Source organism: Mucilaginibacter sp. P4_A11 (assembly GCF_056402535.1).
Window position 1 is genome coordinate 91,175 of sequence record NZ_JBFUHE010000019.1, and the last position, 24,124, is coordinate 115,298.

A 24,124-nucleotide genomic window follows, 5' to 3' on the forward strand; every position below is an offset into this window, starting at 1 on the left:
GGGTGCTGAAACAAGTTCAGCATGACGACGAGGAGATGTTATTGCACCTTCAGAGTTCGGCGGATTTAAACGCTATCCATGACATAATTTTAAAAAAAACTGTCATCCTGAGGTACGAAGGATCTTCTTCAACAAGCATGGCCGTTATACAGGGCGAAGAAGATGCTTCGTGCCTCAGCATGACAAAAGGGCAAATGTCATTTTCTCCTTCAATATCCCTTGATTTTATCTACTCAGCATGAAAAAATAAAGGTAATGCTGAACTTGTTTCCCCCCCTCATTAGCCCCTCTACATATGCAAGTTTTTACAACTCCAGCTCCAACTGATCCCCTGGCCCAAGCTCTTTATCATCACGTTGCTTAATCGCTATCTCTCCGAAATTCGAAAGCGAAATGCCCAACAAACGTACTTTTACATCATCAACACCTGTTGCGGCCATGAGTTGTTTGGCCGTATTGCTGATAGTTTCCAGGTCGTTTACCGGCGTTGGAAATGATTGGTTTCTGGTGATCTGTTTAAAATCGTGATACTTTACTTTGAGGGTGATGGTGCGGCCTTTTAACTCGTATTTAAGCAGGCGATTGTGTACAGTGACCGCTATTTTATCAAGCTCGGCCTCCATCTCTTCGAGTGTAGTCAGATCATAAGCAAAAGTATCTTCAGCGCCCAGGGACTTGGTTTCGCGATGGGGTTGTACTTCCCTGTTATCTATACCACGCACTATCTGGTAGTAAAACCGGCCTGCCTTGCCAAAGTGCTTGATAAGTTCCTGTTCCTCCAGCCGTTTCAGGTCGGCCCCGGTATGCAGGCCCATTTGCTTCATTTTTTGAGCGGTCACCTTGCCCACGCCAAAAAACTTTTCGACAGGCAGTTGCTCCATAAAGTTTTCGATGCTTGATGGACCAATAAATTTAAGGCCATCAGGCTTGTTAATATCGGATGCTATTTTGGCTACAAATTTATTGATAGATACGCCCGCCGATGCAGTAAGCTGCAATTCATCTTTAATGGCTTGTTTAATAAGTTTGGCTATATCAATGGCCGAGCCGATACCTTGCTTGTCGTTAGTTACATCAAGGAAAGCTTCATCAAGTGAGAGCGGCTCTATCAGATCAGTATATCGACTGAAAATTTCCCGGATATGCTGCGATACCTCCTGGTAAACATTAAACCTGGGCCGTACAAACAAAGCATGCGGACAAAGCTGCAACGCTTTCTTCGATGACATAGCCGAGCGTATCCCGAACTTCCGGGCCTCATAACTGGCGGTAGCTACCACGCCTCCCCGCCCTTCAGGCAAGCCGCCAACCACCAAGGGTTTGCCCCGATACTCCGGAAAATCCCGCTGCTCAACCGACGCGTAAAAAGCATCCATATCAATATGGATAATTTTACGGTGGATATTAGGTGATTGCTCAGTCATGGCGATGAAAGCAAATATAGGCGGGTTGCATGCTTGCTGCAAAGTTTGGTTAGCAGGTTTAAGTGTCGAGGCTTAAACTCAAATCCTACCGCAAGCGTCCTCGCTTTTGGGTATCATGCTGAGTTATGCAAGCGGTTCATCAAGTTGATTACCTGAACGCGGACCACAAGTGAGGACACTTGCGGTAGCGAAAATAGCATGTTCAAGCCAAGAAGATCCGAGAATGCTTTTAATAAATCAACTTTCCGTATCTCCTGGCAAAAACTTAAGCTTTTGCTGAAAGTACATGTCCCAGCTGCGCTGTTGCTTGCGGTCGGTCATGTGGGCGGTATCCTCATCATAATCGGCATTCAGCTGTTTATATTTGGCATCGATGCGGTTAAAGATGGCCATGGCTTCGTAGTTATAATTATTGCTGAAGCGGGTACGGCCTACTATTCTCAATAGTTCCTGCTGCTCTAAAAAGGCAATGGTGTAGTGGCCCTGCTCATGCTTGAGGATCTCGCTGAGCTGTTGCGGGGTGCCAACCCTGCTTTTATCAAGCCATGATTTGTTATTATTAAGGATAAGCCTGATGTTAAAATTAAGCCGATAACCGCCCTGCTCTCGCCGGGCCTGGTATCGGTAATCGATGGTGCAGTTGGTATAAGCTACAACGCCGCCGGCATTAGCCCGCGGCGTTCCCCAAAAATCATTGGCGGTAAGCTGATGAAATGACTGCGCCGAAGCCGGCGTGATCATCGCTAAAAAACACATGGCTGTGAAGCCTATCCCTTTCACTATACTTCTTTTCATTTAAAAAAATGGCGGTTTTAAACTTTTACTTTTTGACGTTGTCGGTATGTAAAAGGTTTAAGGCCATCATTTCTTTTAACGTATGTTGCATCTGATCGGTTGAGCCATCAAGGAAAATAACATTCCCCTTTGAATTTTCGGAGAAGTGTTTGATGGATTCTGTCCACATGGTGAACAATATCACCGAGGTATCCATATTGGCTTCGGCCATTTCTTTGGCAGCTACGGTCATACCACGGGCAACTTCCTCACGAAATAGCGCTATACCTTGTCCGCGTAACTGCGCTGCCTCACGCTCGGCCTGGGCCGAAATTTTGATAGCGTTACCCTCCGCCTCGGCAGCTTTGGTTTTGGTAATGAGGAGCGCCTGGCCTTCGTTTTCGGCAGCGGCTTTTAAGTTGTTTGATGCTACTACCTGGCTCATTGATTTCATGATCACATCGTCAAAAGTGATATCGTTCAATTGGAGATCCTGAAGGTGGTAGCCCCAGCCTTCCAGTATTACATCCAGCTGTTCTTTTACGTGTTCCACAATATCGCGGCGTAATATCAATACCTCGCTCTGGCGTTTGGTTGCCACAAAGGCGCGGATCGAACCTTCAACGGTGCGGATAAGGGCCTGCATCAGGTTACGTTCGTCAACAAATTTAAAAGCTACGTTCTTGATGGTTTCTTCCTGCTGGTCCAGTACCGAGTACAGCAGCATAGCTTTGAAGTAAACATTAGCCTGGTCGTAAGTTACTGCCTGGAACTCCAGCTCCACAGAGCGGTTTTGGATAGAGATTTTAGAATAGATGTTTTCGATAAAAGGGATCTTGAAATTCAATCCCGGAGTAAGGATACGGCGGTATTTGCCAAATACGGTTATTACGACTATTGTGCCCTGTTTTACAGACACAAACGAGGTAAAAATGGTAATGAGGATAACAACGAAAATGATGATTGTTATTAATGATCCAAATGATTCGGGCATGGTTTGGTTTATTATGTTTAAAATAAAAGTAGTATTAATTATTGGTGTGTTATTTGTTTTTTAAAAAATGCTCATAAAAAACAGCACACCTGTCATGAACTTAAAACGAACATTCGGAACCATACTGAGCGTGCTTGGTATAGTTGGCCTCATTTATACCGGTATAGCTATCATTAATCATAGTGCGCAGGTAACTACCATGGTAGTAATAGGGATCATTTCATTAATTTTTTTCACAACAGGTATCAGCCTGGTGCGGAATACTAAAGATGAAGCGGCTTAAATAGTGTGTTAGTATTGCAAATCGCATAATTTACCCACCAGGTCTGCGCTTCGCTGGACCACTCTCTTTATCCGAAGGATAAAGAGTGGAAAAAGAATTATAAACTAAAATCCCCTCTTTACGCTTGCGTAGAGAGGGGTGACAAGCGCAGCGATGTCGGGGTGAGTTAATACTGCGCTCAATTCCTACCCTACTTTGCTATTTAAAGGCTCTCGCTTTGAATAACAGGGTTAAGACTGATCTCGCCGGTATCGGATATCAGTAATCCGGCATTGGGAAAATCGGCCTCGGTTAGTTCCCTGATCCGGATGGCAGCCCTGTTAAGTGTATCCAGCTCCAAACCTTTATCATGCGCCTGCCTTAGGGATATAATACGGCCATTCAAAAACTCCCCCTTTTTGTTCAGCTTCACTTTTAGTAAGGGGGCAAGGCCGCAAACACCGGCTACACTCACACTTTTATAAGTGCAAAAGTTACCGAGACTGTAAGCGATCAACCGGTTCTTATAAACCTCCATTGCCCGGCTCACATGCGGGCCGTTCCCCAATATGATATCAGCACCTGCATCAATCGCATTATGGGCAAAAGCATTTACATCGCCACGTTTCTCGCTGACGAATGATTCCATAGCAAAGGGCACATGCCCATAGGCTACACCCTCGCCGCCGCCATGAAAAGATACGATAAGGATATCGCAGCGTTGTTTCAACTCACTGATAATGCGGCTGGCGTTTTTAAGATCAAGGATTGGTAAGGTATTGGCATTAGGGGCAAAGGCGCAAAAGCCATATTTAATACCATTGCGTTCAAATACAGTGGAGGGGTGGCTAAGCAGTCCACCATAATTAATACCTATGCTATCCAATACACGGGTAGTACTTACGCGCCCGGTATCGCCAAAGTCGCCAATGTGGTTATTGGCCAGGCTAAGTACATCAAAACCGGCGTCTTTAAAAACGCTTGCATAGGCTGTTGGCATCCTGAACAGGTATGCTTTGCTTTTTTGATGTAACTTATAGTGGGCAGGACTACCGCCATCAAGCAAACTACCTTCAAGATTTCCGAAAGTTACATCGGCATTTCTTAATTCACCGGCAATAACATTAAAACTATTTTTGGCGCTGTCGGGTGGCAGGGTGTAATTATTGGGGTAGGAAGTTCCGAGCATCATATCACCAACAGCTGCTATGGATATGGATGAATCATGCTGAACAACGGCTGCGGCTGTTGTGGTATCGGGTTTAGGTTTGGGAACAGGGGCCAGCACTTGTTTTTTATTTGGCGGGTGGTTACACGCCTGTAAAAACAGCGCCAGGCTGGCTGCTGTAAGCAATAAAAATCTCATTATAAAAAAAATCCCCTCATTGAAAATGAAGGGACCAAATTAGTTTATTTATTTCAAAATCGTTTAGTTCTTGCTTTCGTCTACGTCGTCGCCCATATCGTTGTTACCCGTGGAGGCCGAACCTTTAAACTCATCTTTAAACGAAGCTAACAACCTGCCGCCTTTATAAAAGAAACGGCTGTAGTAAGCATCGTCAAGACTGCTGATAGCTACACCTCTTGATGAAGCATGAGCAAATTTGTTGTTGCCTAAGTAAATACCTACATGCGAGATGCTGCGGCTATGGATCTTAAAGAAAACCAAATCACCTTCTTTTAACTCATCTTTACCAACAGGGTTAACCATGCTGAAAATATCGCGTGAGTTACGTTTAATATCAAGGTTAAAAACTTCGCTATACAATTCTTTGGTGAATGCTGAGCAATCAATACCTCTTCTTGAGCTTCCGCCAAAGTGATAAGGGGTACCAATCCAATCGTAAACAAAGTGAAAGAGTTTCATGTTTGAGGTAGTAGATAAAGCAACTCCCATAATTTGGGAAAAGTATGCTTTACCTAAGCTTTCCTGGTCGTCTTTGTTGTCTTCACCGGTGCCGGGGGCACTTTTGGTTTGAGCTTGTGAAGCTACGACTATGAAAAGTAAGGCAATAGCCAGGGCAAATTTCTTCATTTAATCAGTTTGTTTGTTGAGTTAGGACAACAAATTGTTTATTAAATCAGACACTATGTCTATCGTGCTCTACAAAACTATTTATATTTTTTAAAATTGCAAATAAATGTTGCTTATTTTTCAAAAAATATAAAAAAGTGCTTTTTATTACACATTTATTTAATAAACAGGCTTTTGTACGTGTATCAATGTAATTTGGTTGTAATTATTTGAGCGCTTTTTTTAGCTTTTGGATAAAAACAACCCTTCTTAAACTTCACAAAACGATAATTTATTGCCTGTAGGTGTACTTTTTTAAGTTTTATTTTAGCCGGATCAGCTGTGCCAAACTTATAAGGCATTGATTTGTTGACGTAAGGTGCCGCTGAAGGCCACCAAATAAAATTTTGCAACAATTTACTTGAGGCTTCGATATTTTGCAGGATATAATTAGATTTGCGCTTTACTCCAAAAAGGTTGTTTAATACATGAGTTCAATCGAAATAAACAAGGACACCTACCTGATGTGGTACGAACAGATGCTGTTGATGCGTAGGTTCGAAGAAAAAACAGGACAGTTATATGGACAACAAAAAATCAGGGGCTTTTGCCACCTGTATATTGGGCAGGAGGCTGTTTTAGCCGGAGCTATGTCTGTAATTAAACCTGAAGACAGTATGATCACTGCGTATCGCGATCATGCTCACGCGCTTGCTAAAGGTGTAACTCCAAACGCCATTATGGCCGAGATGTATGGTAAAGCTACAGGATGCTCAAAAGGCAAAGGTGGTTCTATGCACATGTTTGATAAGGAAAAACATTTTTATGGTGGCCACGGCATCGTGGGCGGCCAGGTACCACTAGGTGCCGGTATCGCTTTTGCTGAAAAATATAAAGGCACCGAGTTTGTAAACATTGCCTATATGGGCGATGGTGCGGTACGCCAGGGCGCGCTTACCGAAACTTTTAACATGGCTGCGCTTTGGAAGTTACCTGTAATTTTTGTTTGCGAAAACAATGGTTATGCCATGGGTACTTCAGTTGAGCGTACTACCGCGCAAACTGATATTTATAAATTAGGTTTGCCTTATGGTATCCCTTCATCAGCGGTTGATGGTATGGACCCGGCTGCTGTACACGTAGCAATGGACGAAGCCGTTCAGCGTGCACGTGCGGGTGAAGGCCCAACTTTCCTTGAAATGCGTACTTACCGCTTTAAAGGTCACTCCATGTCCGATCCGCAAAAGTATCGTACTAAAGAGGAGCTGGAAAGCTACAAGGCGAAAGATCCTCTTGAGGTTACCAAACAAGCCATCCTTACTGAAAAATATGCCGATGAAGCATGGTTTGATGAAATGGATGCTAAGATCAAAGCTATTGTTGATGAGGCGGTTAAATTTGCCGAAGAGTCGCCATGGCCTGATGCTTCAGAATTGTATACTGATGTATATGTTCAGGAAGATTACCCTTATATCAGGGACTAAGTTTTAAGTCATCAGTCGATAGTCATGAGTATTAAGTTTTTTGACTTTAAACTTTGAACTTCCGACTTTCGACAAAGAACTAACTATATTTATACAGAATTTATAATACTATCAATATATGGCCGAAGTAGTAAAAATGCCTAAAATGAGCGATACCATGACCGAAGGGGTATTGGCGAAATGGCATAAAAAAGTTGGCGATAAGGTTAAATCGGGCGATGTACTGGCCGAGATTGAAACCGATAAAGCTACCATGGATTTTGAATCGTACCAGGATGGCGTATTGCTGTACATCGGTATACAGGAAGGCGCTGCTGCCCCGGTTGATTCTGTAATTGCCGTTTTAGGTAAAGAAGGCGAAGATTACAAATCCTTACTTGATCAGGCTGGCAGCGGCGCTGCTGCAGAACCGGCCAAAGAAGCAGCACCTGCTGCTGATAAAGCACCTGCCGCTACTCCGGCACCAGCCGCACCAAAGGTTGATCTGTCAAGCATCCCGGCTACGGTGATCCGTATGCCATTGCTGAGCGATACCATGACCGAAGGCACCATCGAAAAATGGAACTTTAAAGTTGGCGATAAAGTAAACGCTGATGATTCACTGGCAGATGTGGCTACCGATAAAGCTACCATGGAAGTTGTGGGCTATGAAGCCGGCACCTTATTATATATAGGTGTAAAAGAAGGCGAAGCCGCACAAGTAAATGGCATTATTGCCATTGTTGGTAAAGAAGGCACTGACATTACTCCTTTATTACAGGATGATGGTTCGGCCCCTGCTGCTGAAGCTGCGCCTGCTGCCGAAACTAAAACTGAGGCTGCTGAAGCAACTGCTTCTGCTACTGAAAGCTCATCTTCTGATGACAGCCGCGTAAAAGCGTCACCGCTTGCGCGTAAAATAGCTAAAGATAAAGGCATCAACCTCAATGATGTAAAAGGCAGTGCCGATGGCGGCCGGATCATTAAAAAGGATGTTGAGGAATATACACCATCTGCTAAACCAGCGGCTGCGGCTCCAGCTACTGAGGCTGCACCTGCCGCCGCTCCGGCCGCTGCTGCAAAAGCACCTATCGTATTACCAACCTTTACAGGCGAAGAGAAATTCAGCGAAAGGCCGGTTACTCAAATGCGTAAAGCTATTAGTCGCCGCTTAAGCGAAAGCTTGTTCACTGCGCCGCATTTCTATGTAACCATGACCATTGATATGGATCAGGCTATTGCTGCCCGTACCCGTATGAATGAGATTGCCCCGGTTAAAATTTCATTTAATGATTTTGTTGTTAAAGCTTGCGCCGTTGCCTTAAGGCAGCACCCTGCAATTAACTCATCATTCTTAGGTGATAAGATCCGCACCAGCGAGCATGTTCACATCGGCGTTGCTGTAGCTGTTGACGAAGGTTTGCTGGTTCCGGTTATCAAATTTGCTGATGGCAAGTCATTAAGCCACATTTCGGTTGAAGTGAAAGAGTTTGCCGGTAAAGCAAAAGCTAAAAAACTACAGCCAAATGAAATGGAAGGCTCAACTTTCACCATCTCCAACCTTGGTATGTTTGGTGTTGACGAGTTTACTGCCATCATTAATACCCCTAACGCATGTATCCTTGCAGTAAGCGGGATCCAGGCTGTGCCGGTTGTTAAAAACGGTGCCGTAGTACCAGGTAACATCATGAAGGTTACCCTGAGCGCCGACCACCGCGTGGTTGACGGAGCTTCAGCTGCAGCCTATCTGCAAACGTTAAAACAATTATTAGAAGAGCCTGTAAGGCTATTGATATAAGTCGGAAGTCTTTAGTCGGAAGTCCGAAAGATAAAATGAAAAGCGATGGGTTTAGGCTCATCGCTTTTTTTGTTTTAGAAAACTGCCGCGGGTTTAGCGATAGCGTAACCCGTGGTGTAAAACAGCTTAAGTTTTCAACTTAAGCCCCCTTCAAATATCTCCGGCCGCGGGTTTAACGACCGTATAAACCGTGAAGGTGTGCAACTTAAGCAAGACTGAAGTTGAAAACTTCAATTATGCTGAACCACGGGTTACGCTGCGCTAAACCCCCGGCAGTATGGCATGGTTCTGTTAACGGAAGTCTTTATCTGCAAAAAATGATACAATGACCTAATGACTTCAATGACCTATATGTGTATATTCACGGCAAATTTTGATGTATGACACTTTATAGCTTTTTTAAGGAATTTCATTCCGGTTTCAGGTACATTGTTATTGTATTGGTATTGCTGGCCCTCGTGCGTGCTTTTATGGGCTGGTTGGGTAAAAGACCTTATGGTGAGGGCAACCGCAAGCTTAACCTGTTTGCCATGATCTCGGTACATACACAATTCCTGCTGGGCATCATCCTGTTTTTTATCAGTCCGATGGTGCAGTTTAGCAAGGATACTATGAAAAATCCTATCACCCGTTATTTTACGGTTGAGCACTGGGTGATCATGCTCATTGCCATCGCTCTTATCACTATCGGGCATAGCAAATCGAAGAAAGCTACGCTGCCTGAGGCTAAGCATAAAGCCATCGCCATCTTTTATTTGATAGGGATTGTGCTTATTGCGGTGGGTATTGTGCTTATTCCACAGTAATTCTACGTAGCTAATAGGATTTAGCAAATAAATAATTTCATAAAAAATTTGACAATTCAAATTTCTTTATAAATTTGTGACCACGATGATCAAAAACATACATACAAACAGCTGGTGGCACCAATTAAATTGGCAGCCGGCTTGCGCTTTTTGATCAGAGAAACCTAATCAATTGTGAACCTAAATAGGAAACCCGGCGACCCCAATTCGCCGGGTTTTTTTGTTTTAAGATATTTAAAAAAATAAGATGAGCACATTTAAGATTACTACCACTTATAAAAAGCTGCTGGCCGATACCACCACACCGGTTAGCATTTACCTTCGCCTGCGCGATGTATTCCCCAACTCGCTGCTGCTGGAAAGTTCCGACTATCACAGTCGTGAAAACAGCACCAGCTACATTTGCTGCGAGCCGCTGAGTGGCATTGTGCTGAACAATGGCGTGCTGAAAAAGCAATACCCGGATGGCAGCCATGAAACACATGAGCCCGGCACGTTTGATCTTATTGAGCAGATCAATAGTTTCATCGGTAGTTTTGAAACCGATTCGCTGCCGCTGAAAATGATCACCAATGGCTTGTTCGGCTATTTTACTCATGAGGCCGTTGAACATTATGAAACCATCAAACTGAAGCAAAGCGACAATACCGATCGTAAAATCCCGGTAATGCAGTACCATGTTTACAGGTACATCATCGCTATCGATCACTTTAAGAACGAGCTTTACATTTTCCATAACCAGCCCGAGGGCGCGCCAACCAATGGTGGTATCGAGAAACTGGAATACCTCATCAAAAACAAAAACTTTCCCGAATACAGCTTCAAAAGCAATGGCGATGAAAAATCGAACCTTACCGGCGATGAGTTTATTGCTATAGTGGAGAAAATGAAGCAGCATATTTACCGGGGTGATGTTTTCCAGATAGTGCCTTCAAGAGCATTTTCACGTACTTTCCTTGGCGATGAATTTAACGTTTACCGAGCCTTGCGCTCCATCAACCCATCGCCATACCTGTTTTATTTTGATTTCGGCGATTTCAGGATCTTCGGTTCATCACCCGAGGCGCAGATCACTATTAAAAATAACGTAGCCAATATATTCCCGATAGCCGGTACCTTTAAACGCAGCGGCGATGATGAGAGGGATGCAGAGATCGCCCGTAACCTGGAAAATGACCCCAAAGAGTCGGCAGAACACGTAATGCTGGTTGACCTGGCTCGTAATGACCTGAGCCGTCATTGCGAAAACGTGACCGTTAAAGCGTTTAAAGAGGTTCAATACTATTCACACCTCATCCACCTGGTATCGCACGTTAGCGGCAAGCTTAAGCCCGGTGTATCGGCATTTAAGGTAGTGGCAGATACCTATCCCGCCGGAACCTTAAGTGGCGCACCAAAATACCGCGCCATGGAGATCATCGACGAAAACGAAAACATCAAACGCAGCTTTTATAGTGGCGCAATTGGTTTCCTTGGCTTTAACGGGGACTTTAACCATGCCATTATGATCCGCTCGTTTTTGAGCAAAAACAATACGCTGCATTACCAGGCAGGTGCAGGTATAGTAGCCGGTTCCATACCTGAAAGCGAACTACGAGAGGTTGATACTAAGATCTCGGCCTTAAGAAAGGCCTTTGAGTTGGCGGAGGAGTTGTAATTAGTGATTGGAGATAAGAGGTTAGTTGAATTTTAAGAAAACGGACATGAAAAATATTTTAATAATAGATAATTACGATTCCTTTACCTACAACCTGGTGCATTTGGTTAATGAACTTGGCTTGGAGTGCGAGGTTTGGAGGAATGATCAGTTTGCAATTGAAGATGTGGATGCTTTTGATAAGATCATCCTTTCGCCGGGGCCGGGCATCCCTTCTGAGGCTGGTTTGCTGCTGGATGTGATAGAAAAGTATGCGCCCACAAAAAGCATATTTGGCGTATGCCTCGGTCAGCAGGCCATTGCTGAAGCCTTTGGCGGCAGCTTGTATAACCTTAACCAGCCTATGCATGGTATAGCCACGCCTATAAAAGTTACTGATGATGGAGAGGGACTTTTTGCCGGCTTGCCCGAAAGCTTTAAAGTTGGACGTTATCACTCATGGGTGGTAAGCGGTAATGATCTGCCCGATTCATTGCAGGTTACTGCTATTGATGAGGCCGACAATTCCATCATGGCGCTTAAGCATAAACAGTATGACGTATGGGGCGTGCAATTCCATCCGGAATCTATCCTTACGGATTATGGTAAGGAGATGATGCAAAACTGGCTAAAGGCTTAGTTTTAAGGAATAATGATAACTTTGAAAAAATAAGCTAATACAATTGTTAAAACGTCCCATCAGGGTCTCTCGCAGAGGACCCTGAGGTCTACGCTATGCGTGTAGTGAACCTCAGGGTCCTCTGCGAGAGACCCTGAGGAGACAGAGCTATCGCTCAACATGACAGATTTTAAAAATAGGGCCACAATGACCATACTTGATAAAATAGTTGCCAATAAAAAAAGAGAAGTTGCTTCGGCAAAAAAACGTACATCGTATACTGTACTTGAAGAGTCGGAACATTTTCACCGGGATACCCACTCCTTCAAAGAGTTTCTGCTTGATCCGGCACGTACCGGTATCATAGCCGAATTTAAACGTAAATCGCCTTCAAAAGGCATTATTAACGATAAGGTGAGGGTTAGTGCCGTTACCACAGACTATGCCGCTGCGGGCGCTTCTGCGCTTTCTGTATTGACCGACCGTAACTTTTTCATGGGCCGCAAAGCCGACCTGTTGAAAGCCCGTTCGGTAAACAGCATTCCTGTATTGCGCAAAGATTTTATGATTGATGAGTACCAGGTGATAGAAGCCAAGTCGTTAGGTGCTGATATCATTTTATTGATAGCCGCTATATTAACTCCTGCCGAAATTGACACCATGGCTAAACTGGCTAAAAGTTTAGGCTTAAATGTATTGCTTGAGGTACATAACCTGGAAGAACTGGAACGCAGCATCAACCCTAACCTGGATGCAATTGGCGTAAACAACCGTAACCTGGCAGATTTTACAGTGTCGGTAGAAACTTCATATAAACTAGCTAAACATATTCCCGCCGAGTTTATGAAGATCTCGGAAAGTGCCATCAGCGATTCGGAAACTATCCGCCATCTTAAACTGGAAGGTTTTAACGGTTTCCTTATCGGCGAAACTTTCATGAAACAGCAGGACCCCGGGCAGGCTATGCGTGATTTTGTAGCTTTGTTATAAAGCGTGCCGCCTATCTCTCCAAATACAGTACAATATTGCCTGCCGTAAAATGATTATCAGGTTGTTCAACCTGATTGTACAAAATACACTATTGAAATTTGTTTTGATGCCCGGTTATTTCCTAACCGGGCATTTTTTTAACCAGTAAAAGAAATACTTTCACCCTGGCGTCATTGTTCATTTTGTTCATGTTTTATCGAACATATTTTTAGTATTTTACGTAAAAAGGCACACATCATTACCAGGTTGGTATTAATTAATGTAATTATCTGCCAATCTTAAAACTGTGCTCAATAAGGGGAGTCGTTAAAAATGAGCCGCTTGCAGCCACATTTATTGAGTATAAAGAGACTTATGAAGAACATTAATAAGCCGTTACTTGTACTATTCCTGCTGATCCTCATTTCATTTGCCGGGTATAGTCAAACTTGTACACTAAACGTAACTATATCCTCACCATCAAGTACTATTTGTTCGGGAAAAAATGTAACATTAACCGCCAATGTAACTGGTGGTACGGGCCCTTTTACCTATATCTGGAACACCGGCGAAAATACAGCATCTATCGCAGTAAATAAGGCAGGTACCTATACGGTTACCGTAAGTGATAAAACTCCAGGTTGCCAGCCAAAGGCTGCAACTTTTCAGGTTGCTGCCATAGCATCTCCTAATCCGCCTACAGTTGCGAACCAGGCTGTTTGCTCCAACACATCAGCAACATTGACAGCGACAGCACCCGGGGGTACTTACCAATGGTATGATGCTAACGGCAATTTCCTGTTCACCGGTAATCCATATGTAACAGGTCCAATTACACAGGCTACAATCTTTTATGTAGAAACAACTGTAGGAAGTTGTACCAGTACAAGAAGCTCCGTTACTGTTTTTGTAACCGGCGGGCCAAGCGTGCAGTCAGATCCCGTGTGCTACGGTTCTTCGGCAACATTAAAGGCTTCGGGCGCTAATAGTTACGCATGGTACGCCAACGCTTCGGGCACAGGTACTCCGTTAAGCAATGATGCTACTTTTATAACGCCTGTTTTATTTGCAAATGCTACTTATTATCTTTTTACCGTAACTAACGGCTGTGCCAGTTCCGCTATACCTGTAGTTGCCAGGATAAATGCCCCGCCTGCTGTTCCGGTAGTGACCCCTGCTAATAACAGTGTTTGTTCAGGGTCCTCTATCAACTTACACGCTGATGCATCGGGCGTAGTGGAATGGTATGATGTGCCGTCGGGAGGAACGCCACTAATTTCAAGTCCGGATTATACAACGCCGGCACTTACGTCACCGATAACCTACTATGTGCAAACACGGGTAGGCGATTGTACAAGTAACCGTATAGCAGTACCGGTATCTGTAACGCCAATACCGGCGGCCCCACCTTCGCAATCGCCGGCTACATGTTATGGCACCCGCGCTAACTTAACTGCCGAGTCATCGCCCACCGGAACCTATGCCTGGTATACGGCAGCAACCGGCGGCACGCCAATAAGCACAAGTAATGTTTTCCAAACCCCCGTTTTAACAAGTAATACAACTTACTATGTTGAGCATACTACCGGCAGCTGTACGAGCGGTCGTACTCCGGTAACAGTTATTGTTAACCCAGCCCCGGATGCTCCGGTTGTGCCCGACGGGCCTGTGATCTGTAATGGCTCTTCGGCTTCTTTAACAGCAACGTCTGCGCAGGCCGGAACTTTTCAGTGGTTTACTGCTGCAACCGGCGGCAATGCTTTATTTTCGGGCAATACGTTTACAACACCGGCTTTAACAGCTACCACTACTTATTACGTTCAGACAACTGTAGGGACATGTATAAGTGACAGATCAGCAATTACAGTAACGGTACTTGACGCTATCCCTGTTCCTACAGCGCCGGGAACAACAGCATGTTCCGGCACTTCGGCCACGCTTACAGCAACCGGCTCACCCGATGATTATGAATGGTACGACCAGCCCACAGGCGGTAATCTTTTAATAACCGGTAATACCTATGTTACACCTGAGCTAACAGCAAATGCAACGTATTATGTGCAAAGTACGGCCAATGGCTGTGGCAGTCCGCGCGTTGCAGTAACCGTGCAGGTAAATCCACCTCCTGCTGCGCCTGCCGTTAATGGAACAGCAACCGTATGCCCTGGCCAGCCGGCTACTTTAAGCGTTCCGGCTTCGGGTGAAACAATTCGGTGGTATACCGATGCCACCGGCGGTACGCCGGTACATACGGGCAACACTTATACTACCAATCCCTTATTCACTCAAACAATTTTTTACGCCGAAGCTGTCAATGGTTCATGTATTAGTACGCGTACTGCTTTTACAGTATCGATAACTTCCATCATTGATCCCCAATTCAGATATCCATCGGGTACTATTTGTACTTCGGGAAGCAATGTTACGCCAACTATTTATAATCCGGCCGGAGGCACTTTCTCAGCAACACCTGCAGGGCTTGTTTTTGTAAGCAACACTACCGGCGAGATCAATGTAGCTGCAAGCGCATTAGGAAAATACACGGTTGTTTTCACGTTTGGAGGCACATGCGCAGGAGCAGCCAGCCAAAGCATATCCATTGTAACATCACCCGATGCCAATTTTTCATATAATAGCCCGATCTGTAATGATGTAAAAAATCCGCTGCCTGTATTTCTGACAGGGGCCAGCGCCGGTATTTTCAGCGAACCATCGGGCAACTTGAAGTTTAAAAATGTAAGTACTGGTGAGATAGATCTGGCAAACAGTCAGCCGGGAACATATACCATAACCAATACCATAGCCGCAAGCAGCGGATGTCCGTCAAGTGTTGCCACCGGTACTATAACTATTTATAATAAAGTTACCATTTCTGCCGGGCCTAATCAAACCAAACCACAGGGTGTTCCGGTGCAGTTGGCCGGTAGCGGAAATACAGCAGTGAAATGGACGGGCGGTGCGGGTACATTTTCTGATGCCACACTCAAGAACGCTGTTTACACTCCTGCGGCAGGCGAGACAGTAGCTATACTTACGCTAACCTCAGATGATCCTGCCGGCCCTTGCGGTTCAAAATCAAGCACAGTTACCATAACTATAAATCCGGTGCCCGCCGCGCCTACTGCATCAGGTAAACCTGTTTGTGTGGGCAGTACCGCTACCCTTATAGCCACTGCGCCGGGCGGAACATACCGCTGGTACAGCGATGCTACAGGTGGCACAGCGCTTAAAACCGGCCCTATATTTACTACCCCACCAATACTTAATGACATTACTTACTACGTTGCAACAACTGTAGGTGGTATTACCAGCGCGCGTACTCCTGTACTGGTTCAGGCAGTGCCTCCTCCAACAGCGCCAACCGTTAACACAGATAACAAAGTAACCGTTTGCGAAGGGCAATCCGCGATACTTACCGCGAGCGGCTCAACGGGAACTTATATATGGTATAATGTTCCTGTTGGAGGAACCCCTGTAAAACAGGGTAATCCTTTCGCTACAGCTCCGATAACTATCAACAGAAGTTATTATGTAGAAACTAAGGTTAATGACTGTATCAGTGAGCGCACCAAAGTTGATGTAGTGGTTACACCTGCTCCGAAAATAACAAGTGGCGCCAACGACGTTGTATGTAGTGGTACCGCGCTAAATTATACAATGACAGCCGACCAGCCCGGTACAACTTTTTCATGGGACCGTAATGCTGTTGCCAATATAAGCAACCCTGCCGCTACCGGCCAAACAACGAGCTCAATTACCGAAACCCTTATCAACACCAATCCCAATGGTACTGCTGTTGATGTAACTTATAATATAACACCATATTTAAATGGTTGCCCCGGGCCTGTGTTTCAATACATAGTAAAGGTAAATGCTACCCCTGTTGTTACAAGCGCTCAGCCCGACCCGGTTTGTAATGGCACAAGTACCAATTACCAGGTTCAATTTAACACTCCGGCAACCAGCTTTACCTGGAGCCGGGAAGCTGTTCCAGGTATCACCAATGCTACTATAACAGGCCAGGCAGCACCCGTTATAAAAGAGGTACTTTACAATACCACTGATGCTCCTATTGAAGTTACCTACATGTTTAATTTTAAAACCGGCGACTGTCCGGGAGTATCGTATCCACTTAAGGTAACAGTTAATCCGGCGGTATTGATCACCAATACACCACTCTCATCCCCGGCATGTAATAACACGCCACTGGGACTAACTTTAACATCAAATATATCCTCGGCCACTTATTTATGGAGCCGGCCGGTTGTGCCTGGTATCAGCAATGCCGCGGTTACCGATCAAACGGCAAACCCTATCAATGAGACGCTGGTTAACACTACGACAAACATTATTCAGGTTCCATATACCATAACGCCGGTAGCATTTGGCTGTCCGGGCACCCCCGTTAAATATACGATATTTGTAAAGCCCCAAACACTAAGGATAGACGGGCATAGTAACACCCCCGTTTGTGAGGGCAGTGACATTGTGCTGCAAACCCAGCCCATAGCAGGTACCGTGACATATTTGTGGACCGGCCCCAATAATTACAGCTCGGAAACTCAGAGCCCAAGCACAACTATTCCAAACGCTACAGCCGCCAATGCGGGCACCTATCAATTATCTTTGGTGGTAAACGGCTGCCCGGGTGAGCCAAGTCCCATACCGGTTGTGGTAAACAGTATCCCAATTGTTGACGCGGGCCCCTCACATTCAGAATGTATTAGTGTTCCGTTCATACAACTTGAAGGCAGTGTTAGCAGGACCGGGATCTGGAGTGGCGGCGCAGGGGGGACTTTCGCTAAGCTTGATGATCCCACAACACAATACTTTCCATCAGCAGCAGACAGGGCTGCAGGATCGGTTAAATTAACCCTTACATCAACAGGTAATGATTGCGCAGCGGTACACAAAGATGTTACAATCACCTTTGCACCAAACCCTGGCGCCGATGCCGGGCCGGCAAGCATTGACAATGTTTGTAACCAAAATCCAATGGTAGCATTAACCGGGCAGGTATTTTCAGGCACTACCGTAAAATGGACTTCAGCATCGGGCTTAGGTAAGTTTATCCCTTCGGATAATGTGCTTAATCCAACCTTTCAGCCTGATCCTATTGATATTGCCAAAGGCTCGGTTAAATTAACGCTTACCGCAACGCAGGCCGATGATTGTCATACGCCTACTGATGATATCACCATTAATTTTGTTCCGCCCCCAACAGTGCAGGCTGATGCCGCCGGAGATACGAGATATGTTTTAAAAGATCATACCATCACCTTAAATCCTGTGGTAGGCAGCGAAAACGCAACCTACGAATGGACACCGGCCACAGGTTTAGATAACACTACTGTTAAGAATCCGGTTGTAACCGGCGATCAGGATATCACTTACCAGCTTAAGATCACTGATAAATCAAACGGCTGTGTTAACTTTAGCCAGGTTGCCGTTAAAGTTTCGCCGGTGATAAACATCAGTAATACCTTTACCCCTAATGGCGATGGGATAAATGATTACTGGGAAATTAAAGGCCTTGTAGCATATGAAAACAGTACAGTTGATGTTTATAACCGTTACGGGCAGCCATTATTTCATTCTGTTGGATATCCTAAGCCATGGGATGGCACTTATCAGGGAAAACAGGCTCCTTCCGGCACCTACTACTATGTAGTAAATACGAAGATGAATAATGTTGTTTTATCAGGTTACGTGGTGATTTTAAGATAACGAACGCTGCCGTGTTTAAAGTAGTTTTAATATTATTAAAAGTGTCACAAACGAAAACACAGCCATATTCATGAACTGTTTTGCCCTTTGGTTAGCCTGCACGATTTCGGATGCACGGCCATTGTCAATAAATCGGTAGTATCTGCGGCTATAGCCGTATGATATGATGAACAGGATTAAAGGGATATAAAGCAGTAAATATTTCATTAACATAAAATTAAGCATAGCTTGTATTTTATGTTAATGATTAAGGCAAACTGAACGGAATGAACAAAACAATCCTATTTCGATTCTGGCCCCTTTTTATTGGCTGTTAACTAACAAATTTGCAGCTGCCTGAGTGCTGCATTTTTGATATTTTACATAGGCCGCAATTGCCCGGTTCCGAATACTTGCTTTCGACTCGTTATTGATATAGCCTGTTACTGCATCATGAAGTGTATAAGCTTCGGGACACATGAGCCCGGTTGTCCAAAGCAGGGCATTGGTTTGGGTAGCAGTAATAAAACTGTTAAAATATTTTTTGCTGGTGCAGGCCAAAATAATGCAGTCTCGGGTTTTGTGGTCTGTGTTTTTAAATTCATTGGGCAGCCTGAAATCCATGAGGCCGTCATGGCCAATATAAGCAAGCAATTGTGCATTGCCATTAATACCTATGACCTGCCTGTTGTAATGTATGGTATCTTTTAATTGGCCCGCGCAACTGAACAGAAAATCTTCGGTAGTTTTTTCAATAGCCTGCCCGTCCCATGCGTCGGCTACTAAGTAAATCCTTTTTGTACGATGCCTGAAGATGAGCCTTTCCAATATTATTGAGGCTCCCTTTTGCTTTTTAAGCAGTTGCCAGTCTTTACTTTTTTTAAAATAAGTGCGCACGCCGTTATCACATCCCCAATATAAATTGGTTTCAGGGTCCTGGCCGTTTCCAATAGCAGGCGGCACCGGTACTATCCCCTGGTATTTATTGTCGCACAAGGCAACAAAAACATGGATCACTTTAAATGCGGTATCGGTATAAGCAATGCTTTTAAGTTTGGCCACAGCACTATAGCTAATATCAGCCTGGGCCAATTGCTTTACGGGCGATTTACACGAGCAGATGACTAAGCACACCACTACTGTAAAAAAACAGACGTTGATGTGTGCAGTGCTATTCATTACTCGTTATTTAAAATTTCGCTTCACTATTTTGTTGATAGCCATTCCCCAAAACTTGCCTAAAGCCTCAGCTCCCTTTTTATTAGGGTGGAGGTAAAATGTGCCTTGCTTACCGTTTTCTGGAATCAGATCAGTTAAATGATTTTTTTCAAAATAGGCGAACGCTTTGGTATCGCCAACAAAAACCTGCTTAGGGTTTGTAGCGGTATAGGTTTTTACAAGCTCATCTATCATCGGTACATAGCTTTGCAGCCGGCTCAGGCCTTCCTGCAAATATTTTGCCCCGTTATATGTATTAGGGCTATACCATAGCGGATGCTGGAAAATAATGATCGCTCTCGGGAAATCGGCTAATAATTTATCAACTATCGTCTTTAAGTTTTTTTGATAATCTTCGGGCGATACCGGTGCTCCGTGCGGCCCGTGTATGGCGCTGTCATTTGTGCCAAGCTTTATCGAAAATATCAGCAATGCATCCTTATTGGTAAATCCATTCGCTGCTTCTTCAACTTTGGTAAAAGTACCGGTGCCGGGCAAAAAATCAAGCGTGGTATAACCGCTGTGCCCCTGGTTACTGAAGTTTACCGTATCCAGATTCTTTTGTTTTTGTAGATAAGCGGCTGCTGTTGCGGGCGGGGCTTCGGTTGCTGCATTGGCCAGTTGTGCGCCCTGGGTTATGCTGTTACCTATGAATATGATGTTGACACTGGACCTTTTATGCTGTGCAAAGGCCTGATTAATTGAAAACAGAATAACAATGAATAGAAGCCGTTTTTTCATGTGGTTTATAAAATCATTTTACAATGTTGTATTTTTTTAACACCCGTATTACGGCATCATGCGGCAGGGCATAAGCCTTGTTGCCATTAATGCCTTCCATGGTATCGGCGGCAACCATGGCATTGATAATAGCTTCTTCAACAGATTGTACCGTGGCCTCATACAGCGGATTGATCTGGTCATTTGCAAGCATTTCAACCCGGGTACTGCCTGTTCGGCTAAAAGCATCCGGATTAGCCGTTGAAAATGCAAGAAAAATATCACCGGAACCATTTTCTCCGCGGCCGCCTACTTTTCCTACACCTAAAGCAACCCGCTCCGAAAGCCGCTTTAATTGATGTGGCAACAAAGGTGCGTCTGTAGCGAGTATAACAATGATACTGCCATCGCCTTCCTGGTGTTTTGATTGCGGCGGGGCTTTCATCTCATAATTCAGGGTGTCTTTTAACTCCCGGCCAACCGGCACTCCTGCTATGGTAAGGTTCTTCTTTCTGCCAAAGTTTGATTGTACTAATACCCCTAAAGTATAGGTTTTATCATTTATTGTAACAACCCTTGATGCCGTACCTGTACCGCCTTTAAACCCCAGGCACATCATCCCGGTGCCGCCGCCTACATTTCCCTCTTTTATAGCACCGGAAGCAGCATTGTCCAGTGCATCAAACGCGTTGCTTTCTTTAACCTGGAAACCGTAAATATCATTCAGCCCGCCGTCATAAGTTTCGGCTACTACAGGATAGGTATACCAATATTTTTCGTTGCCGTACCAGTTTGTATTTACAAACCACTTTAATACCGCATCGCGGACCACGCCTACACTGTTAGTATTGGTGATCATGACAGGGGTTTCCAAAAAGCCCGATTCCGTTAACCAGGTGGTACCTGTCATTTCACCGTTGCCATTTAAGGTATACCAATTAGCAAAAACCGGATGGTGGCTAACCTTACCATTTGGAAAAATAGCCGTAACCCCGGTACGTACAGGCCCTTTACCAATTATGTTTTTCCCCGATCCGGAAATAATTGTACTGTAACCAACTTCAACGCCCTGCACATCGGTAATAGCATTGTACTTGCCGGGGGTGCCTTCAAAAGGGATACCGATATCCCGTGCCCGGGGCTTTTGAGCAAATGCGCATATTGCAAAAAGCAGGAACATAGAGGTACTAAAATAGCGGAGGTTTTTGAAGCGTATCATGGGTGATGGATTTGGTTAATTAAATATATCCACAATATTTTAGTTTTAAGCCCCCCTAACCATAAATGACCCTGTGCAATTGGCAAATTACATCATTGCCATTTAACCCCTATATTCCAGAACATGAAAGCCCATTTATCAACCTGGCCGTTTATAAGCTGTGCTGTACTTTGCCCTGCACCGTGCCCGGCATTGGTTTCAATACGGATAAGCGTTGGGGCTGCGCCCTGTTGGTATTCCTGCAAACGCGCTGCAAACTTGAAGGAGTGGGCAGGTACTACACGATCGTCATGATCAGCAGTTGTAATCATGGTAGCCGGATAAACGCCCGGTTTAAGGGCATGGTAAGGCGAATAGTTATAAAGATATTTAAACATCTGTTCCGAATCTTCGGCGGTACCGTAGTCATAGCTCCAGCCGGCCCCGGCAGTAAATTTATTATACCTCAGCATATCCAGCACTCCTACGGCAGGGAAAGCCACTTTAAACAAGTCGGGGCGCTGGGTTAACATGGCGCCAATAAGCAAGCCTCCGTTCGAGCCTCCCGAAACAGCGAGATAATCTTTAGAAGTGTATTTGTTTTTGATGAGGTATTCGGCTGCGGCTATGAAATCGTCAAACACATTTTGTTTTTTTAGTTTGATGCCTTTGCGGTGCCAGGTTTCACCATATTCGCCACCGCCGCGAAGGTTAGGTACAGCATAAATGCCGCCGTGTTCAAGCAATATGATGTTTGATGTACTGAAAGCCGGGGTTAAACTAACGCCGAAACCTCCGTAAGCATACAGCAATGTTGGGTTTTGTCCGTTAAGTACCGTCCCTTTTTTATAGGTGATGATCATCGGCACCTTAGTTTTATCCTTTGAGGTATAAAACACCTGCTTTGATTCGTACTGTTCAGGATCAAACTTTGCCCCCGATTTTTTATAGACCACCGAATTACCGGTTTCGATATCAAGCTTAAAAATGGTAGGCGGGTAGATATAATTGGTAAAAGTATAATAAGTTACCTTTTCCTCCTTCTTTGTACCAAAGCCTGAAGCCGAACCGATTGAGGGCAGCTGAATAGTACGTTCAAGCTTGCCGTCCATATTGTATTGTTTGATGAGCGAAGTTGCATCCTGCAGGTATTCAGCAAATATTTTTCCGCCACCGGTAGTGGCGCTTAGTACATTTTTAGTTTCAGGGATCAGATTCTTCCAATGGGTAATGCCGGGTTCGGCTGCATCAACCGTAACAATCTTAAAATTGGGTGAGTAAATGTTGGTGAGGATATAAAGCTTACTCCCCACATTGTCTAAAACACTGTGCTGGTTATCAAAGTTGTTCACAATGTTGATGATCTGGCTGCCAGGTTTACTTAAATCCTGGATATAAAGTTCATTACCGGTTGTTGAGGTAGCAGCGGTGACCACCAAAAAGCGTTCATCTTCGGTAAGGTAAGCGCCTATGTAACGACGGGGTGTTTTATCACCGCCAAAGATCAACTTATCAGTACTTTGAGGTGTACCTAACTTGTGATAGTAAAGCTTATGAAACTGTGTCATACCCGAAAGCTGGCTGCCCTCGGTTGGTTTATCATAACTGCTGTAATAAAAACCGTCGGTACCGTGCCATGCCAGCCCGCTGAACTTTACGTCTTTCAGGGTATCGCCAACAACACTTTTATCTTCGGTGTTGATAACGATGACCTTGCGCCAGTCTGAGCCGCCTTCAGAGATCTGGTAAGCTGCCAGTTCGCCGTTTTTGGTAAACTCGATGCCTTGCAATGATGTAGTACCATCGGCAGAAAATTTATTGGGATCAAGGAAAACCTCGGGTGTGCCGTTATCACCCAACTGACGGTACAATACATTTTGACTTTGCAAGCCATCATTTTTATAAAAATAGATGTATTTACCCTCCTTAAAAGGAGCGCTGTACTTTTCATAGTTCCATAAAAATTCCAGGCGTTTATGTATTTCGGCGCGGTAAGGGATTTGGTCGAGATAGTTGAACGTTACCTTATTTTCCTCCTGCACCCAGGCCTTGGTATCATCGGCATGGTCATGCTCAAGCCAGCGGTAAGGGTCGGGTACCTGGGTGTCGAAATAGGAATCAACAACATCAACTTTTTTTGCTTTGGGATATGGGAGTGTTTTTATAGTCATTTGTGCATGTGTATAGCTGCAAAATAAAACAGCTAATGCTAATAAACAGAACGTTTTTGTCATGGTAGTTTAAATTACAGGCAACTAAAGATAGCCATTTAGAGCACATTGCCATAAAGCTAACGCCCTTCAAAAGGTTAAAAGTTGTTAATTTTGCAGCTGGTTGCTGTTTAATTGGCCGTTGCGGGCTATATTAGCGGCGTAAAAAAACTGCGGTAAGGGAAGCGCAAATAACTAACAATTAATTCCTTAATTTTTTACAGATGGTTACTGCCGTGATTTTTAGTCCGAAACCGGGCCGGGGCAGTACATAAGTATCAATAATAATGCGTTTTTTTACACGTTTGCTTTG

Annotated in this window: 18 protein-coding genes; 8 read left to right on the forward strand and 10 right to left on the reverse strand. The window is 44.5% G+C overall.

What is annotated here, in order from left to right; translation table 11 throughout:
* Positions 1-305 precede the first annotated feature (305 nt).
* The 3 genes from dinB to AC1DUD_RS27090 all read right to left on the reverse strand — a co-directional run bounded on the left by dinB (position 306) and on the right by AC1DUD_RS27090 (position 3,192).
* On the reverse strand, positions 306-1,424 hold the full coding sequence (gene dinB, locus AC1DUD_RS27080) for a DNA polymerase IV (RefSeq protein WP_477380353.1): 1,119 nt from the start codon (positions 1,422-1,424) through the stop codon (positions 306-308).
* A 237-nt stretch (positions 1,425-1,661) separates the two neighbouring features.
* Positions 1,662-2,219, reverse strand: coding sequence for a DUF922 domain-containing protein (locus AC1DUD_RS27085; RefSeq protein ID WP_477380355.1), 558 nt, complete (start codon positions 2,217-2,219; stop codon positions 1,662-1,664).
* Between the two features lie 25 nt (positions 2,220-2,244).
* The gene (locus AC1DUD_RS27090) at positions 2,245-3,192 is read right to left on the reverse strand and encodes an SPFH domain-containing protein (protein ID WP_090534803.1); all 948 of its coding nucleotides are present in this window, start codon (positions 3,190-3,192) and stop codon (positions 2,245-2,247) included.
* A 94-nt stretch (positions 3,193-3,286) separates the two neighbouring features.
* Here AC1DUD_RS27090 and AC1DUD_RS27095 point away from each other — a divergent pair, with 94 nt between their 5' ends.
* Positions 3,287-3,475, forward strand: coding sequence for a hypothetical protein (locus AC1DUD_RS27095; protein WP_477380357.1), 189 nt, complete (start codon positions 3,287-3,289; stop codon positions 3,473-3,475).
* A 202-nt stretch (positions 3,476-3,677) separates the two neighbouring features.
* On the opposite strand, the gene AC1DUD_RS27100 is transcribed toward AC1DUD_RS27095, so the two are convergent.
* Both AC1DUD_RS27100 and AC1DUD_RS27105 read right to left on the reverse strand, forming a co-directional pair.
* A complete protein-coding gene (locus AC1DUD_RS27100; protein ID WP_477380359.1) occupies positions 3,678-4,820 on the reverse strand; it encodes a CapA family protein in 1,143 nt (380 codons plus the stop codon).
* Positions 4,821-4,883: 63 nt separating this feature from the next.
* Positions 4,884-5,489, reverse strand: a complete 606-nt coding sequence (locus AC1DUD_RS27105) for a C40 family peptidase (RefSeq protein ID WP_477380361.1) — start codon at positions 5,487-5,489, stop codon at positions 4,884-4,886.
* Positions 5,490-5,956: 467 nt separating this feature from the next.
* Here AC1DUD_RS27105 and pdhA point away from each other — a divergent pair, with 467 nt between their 5' ends.
* The 7 genes from pdhA (at position 5,957) to AC1DUD_RS27140 (ending at position 18,486) form a co-directional block, all read left to right on the forward strand.
* Positions 5,957-6,952 (forward strand): pyruvate dehydrogenase (acetyl-transferring) E1 component subunit alpha, encoded by a 996-nt coding sequence (pdhA, locus tag AC1DUD_RS27110; protein ID WP_477380363.1) that lies wholly within the window; start codon positions 5,957-5,959, stop codon positions 6,950-6,952.
* Positions 6,953-7,070: 118 nt separating this feature from the next.
* Entirely contained in the window at positions 7,071-8,729 is a 1,659-nt protein-coding gene (locus AC1DUD_RS27115) for a 2-oxo acid dehydrogenase subunit E2 (protein ID WP_477380365.1), read from the forward strand.
* A gap of 380 nt (positions 8,730-9,109) precedes the next feature.
* Positions 9,110-9,535, forward strand: coding sequence for a cytochrome B (locus AC1DUD_RS27120; RefSeq protein ID WP_477380367.1), 426 nt, complete (start codon positions 9,110-9,112; stop codon positions 9,533-9,535).
* Positions 9,536-9,782: 247 nt separating this feature from the next.
* Positions 9,783-11,192, forward strand: a complete 1,410-nt coding sequence (locus AC1DUD_RS27125; protein WP_477380369.1) for an anthranilate synthase component I family protein — start codon at positions 9,783-9,785, stop codon at positions 11,190-11,192.
* A gap of 46 nt (positions 11,193-11,238) precedes the next feature.
* Positions 11,239-11,811 carry an anthranilate synthase component II gene (locus tag AC1DUD_RS27130; RefSeq protein WP_477380371.1) on the forward strand — a complete coding sequence of 191 codons (573 nt, stop codon included), beginning with the start codon at positions 11,239-11,241 and terminating at the stop codon, positions 11,809-11,811.
* Positions 11,812-11,997: 186 nt separating this feature from the next.
* Complete coding sequence (trpC, locus tag AC1DUD_RS27135; protein ID WP_477380373.1) at positions 11,998-12,780, forward strand: indole-3-glycerol phosphate synthase TrpC; 783 nt, start codon at positions 11,998-12,000, stop codon at positions 12,778-12,780.
* 354 nt (positions 12,781-13,134) lie between these two features.
* Positions 13,135-18,486 (forward strand): Ig-like domain-containing protein, encoded by a 5,352-nt coding sequence (locus tag AC1DUD_RS27140; RefSeq protein ID WP_477380375.1) that lies wholly within the window; start codon positions 13,135-13,137, stop codon positions 18,484-18,486.
* 15 nt (positions 18,487-18,501) lie between these two features.
* Here AC1DUD_RS27140 and AC1DUD_RS27145 read toward each other — a convergent pair whose 3' ends face one another.
* The 5 genes from AC1DUD_RS27145 to AC1DUD_RS27165 form a co-directional block, all read right to left on the reverse strand.
* A complete protein-coding gene (locus tag AC1DUD_RS27145) occupies positions 18,502-18,693 on the reverse strand; it encodes a hypothetical protein (RefSeq protein ID WP_477380377.1) in 192 nt (63 codons plus the stop codon).
* Positions 18,694-18,789: 96 nt separating this feature from the next.
* Complete coding sequence (locus tag AC1DUD_RS27150) at positions 18,790-19,644, reverse strand: hypothetical protein (protein ID WP_477380379.1); 855 nt, start codon at positions 19,642-19,644, stop codon at positions 18,790-18,792.
* 6 nt (positions 19,645-19,650) lie between these two features.
* On the reverse strand, positions 19,651-20,424 hold the full coding sequence (locus tag AC1DUD_RS27155) for a GDSL-type esterase/lipase family protein (protein ID WP_477380381.1): 774 nt from the start codon (positions 20,422-20,424) through the stop codon (positions 19,651-19,653).
* Positions 20,425-20,437: 13 nt separating this feature from the next.
* The gene (locus AC1DUD_RS27160; RefSeq protein ID WP_477380383.1) at positions 20,438-21,622 is read right to left on the reverse strand and encodes a DmpA family aminopeptidase; all 1,185 of its coding nucleotides are present in this window, start codon (positions 21,620-21,622) and stop codon (positions 20,438-20,440) included.
* Positions 21,623-21,714: 92 nt separating this feature from the next.
* Positions 21,715-23,835: a prolyl oligopeptidase family serine peptidase gene (locus AC1DUD_RS27165; RefSeq protein WP_477380385.1), complete on the reverse strand. Its 2,121-nt coding sequence runs from the start codon at positions 23,833-23,835 to the stop codon at positions 21,715-21,717.
* Between the last annotated feature and the right edge of the window lie 289 nt (positions 23,836-24,124).

Bases quoted from the DNA above. Each gene is read 5' to 3' on its own strand.
- AC1DUD_RS27105 (WP_477380361.1), bottom strand. From the start codon at position 5,489: ATGAAGAAATTTGCCCTGGCTATTGCCTTACTTTTCATAGTCGTAGCT.
- AC1DUD_RS27125 (WP_477380369.1), top strand. From the start codon at position 9,783: ATGAGCACATTTAAGATTACTACCACTTATAAAAAGCTGCTGGCCGAT.
- AC1DUD_RS27160 (WP_477380383.1), bottom strand. From the start codon at position 21,622: ATGATACGCTTCAAAAACCTCCGCTATTTTAGTACCTCTATGTTCCTG.
- AC1DUD_RS27120 (WP_477380367.1), top strand. From the start codon at position 9,110: ATGACACTTTATAGCTTTTTTAAGGAATTTCATTCCGGTTTCAGGTAC.
- AC1DUD_RS27100 (WP_477380359.1), bottom strand. From the start codon at position 4,820: ATGAGATTTTTATTGCTTACAGCAGCCAGCCTGGCGCTGTTTTTACAG.
- dinB (WP_477380353.1), bottom strand. From the start codon at position 1,424: ATGACTGAGCAATCACCTAATATCCACCGTAAAATTATCCATATTGAT.
- AC1DUD_RS27090 (WP_090534803.1), bottom strand. From the start codon at position 3,192: ATGCCCGAATCATTTGGATCATTAATAACAATCATCATTTTCGTTGTT.
- AC1DUD_RS27130 (WP_477380371.1), top strand. From the start codon at position 11,239: ATGAAAAATATTTTAATAATAGATAATTACGATTCCTTTACCTACAAC.
- AC1DUD_RS27145 (WP_477380377.1), bottom strand. From the start codon at position 18,693: ATGAAATATTTACTGCTTTATATCCCTTTAATCCTGTTCATCATATCA.
- AC1DUD_RS27085 (WP_477380355.1), bottom strand. From the start codon at position 2,219: ATGAAAAGAAGTATAGTGAAAGGGATAGGCTTCACAGCCATGTGTTTT.
- AC1DUD_RS27095 (WP_477380357.1), top strand. From the start codon at position 3,287: ATGAACTTAAAACGAACATTCGGAACCATACTGAGCGTGCTTGGTATA.
- AC1DUD_RS27150 (WP_477380379.1), bottom strand. From the start codon at position 19,644: ATGAATAGCACTGCACACATCAACGTCTGTTTTTTTACAGTAGTGGTG.
- AC1DUD_RS27165 (WP_477380385.1), bottom strand. From the start codon at position 23,835: ATGACAAAAACGTTCTGTTTATTAGCATTAGCTGTTTTATTTTGCAGC.
- pdhA (WP_477380363.1), top strand. From the start codon at position 5,957: ATGAGTTCAATCGAAATAAACAAGGACACCTACCTGATGTGGTACGAA.
- AC1DUD_RS27115 (WP_477380365.1), top strand. From the start codon at position 7,071: ATGGCCGAAGTAGTAAAAATGCCTAAAATGAGCGATACCATGACCGAA.
- AC1DUD_RS27140 (WP_477380375.1), top strand. From the start codon at position 13,135: ATGAAGAACATTAATAAGCCGTTACTTGTACTATTCCTGCTGATCCTC.
- AC1DUD_RS27155 (WP_477380381.1), bottom strand. From the start codon at position 20,424: ATGAAAAAACGGCTTCTATTCATTGTTATTCTGTTTTCAATTAATCAG.
- trpC (WP_477380373.1), top strand. From the start codon at position 11,998: ATGACCATACTTGATAAAATAGTTGCCAATAAAAAAAGAGAAGTTGCT.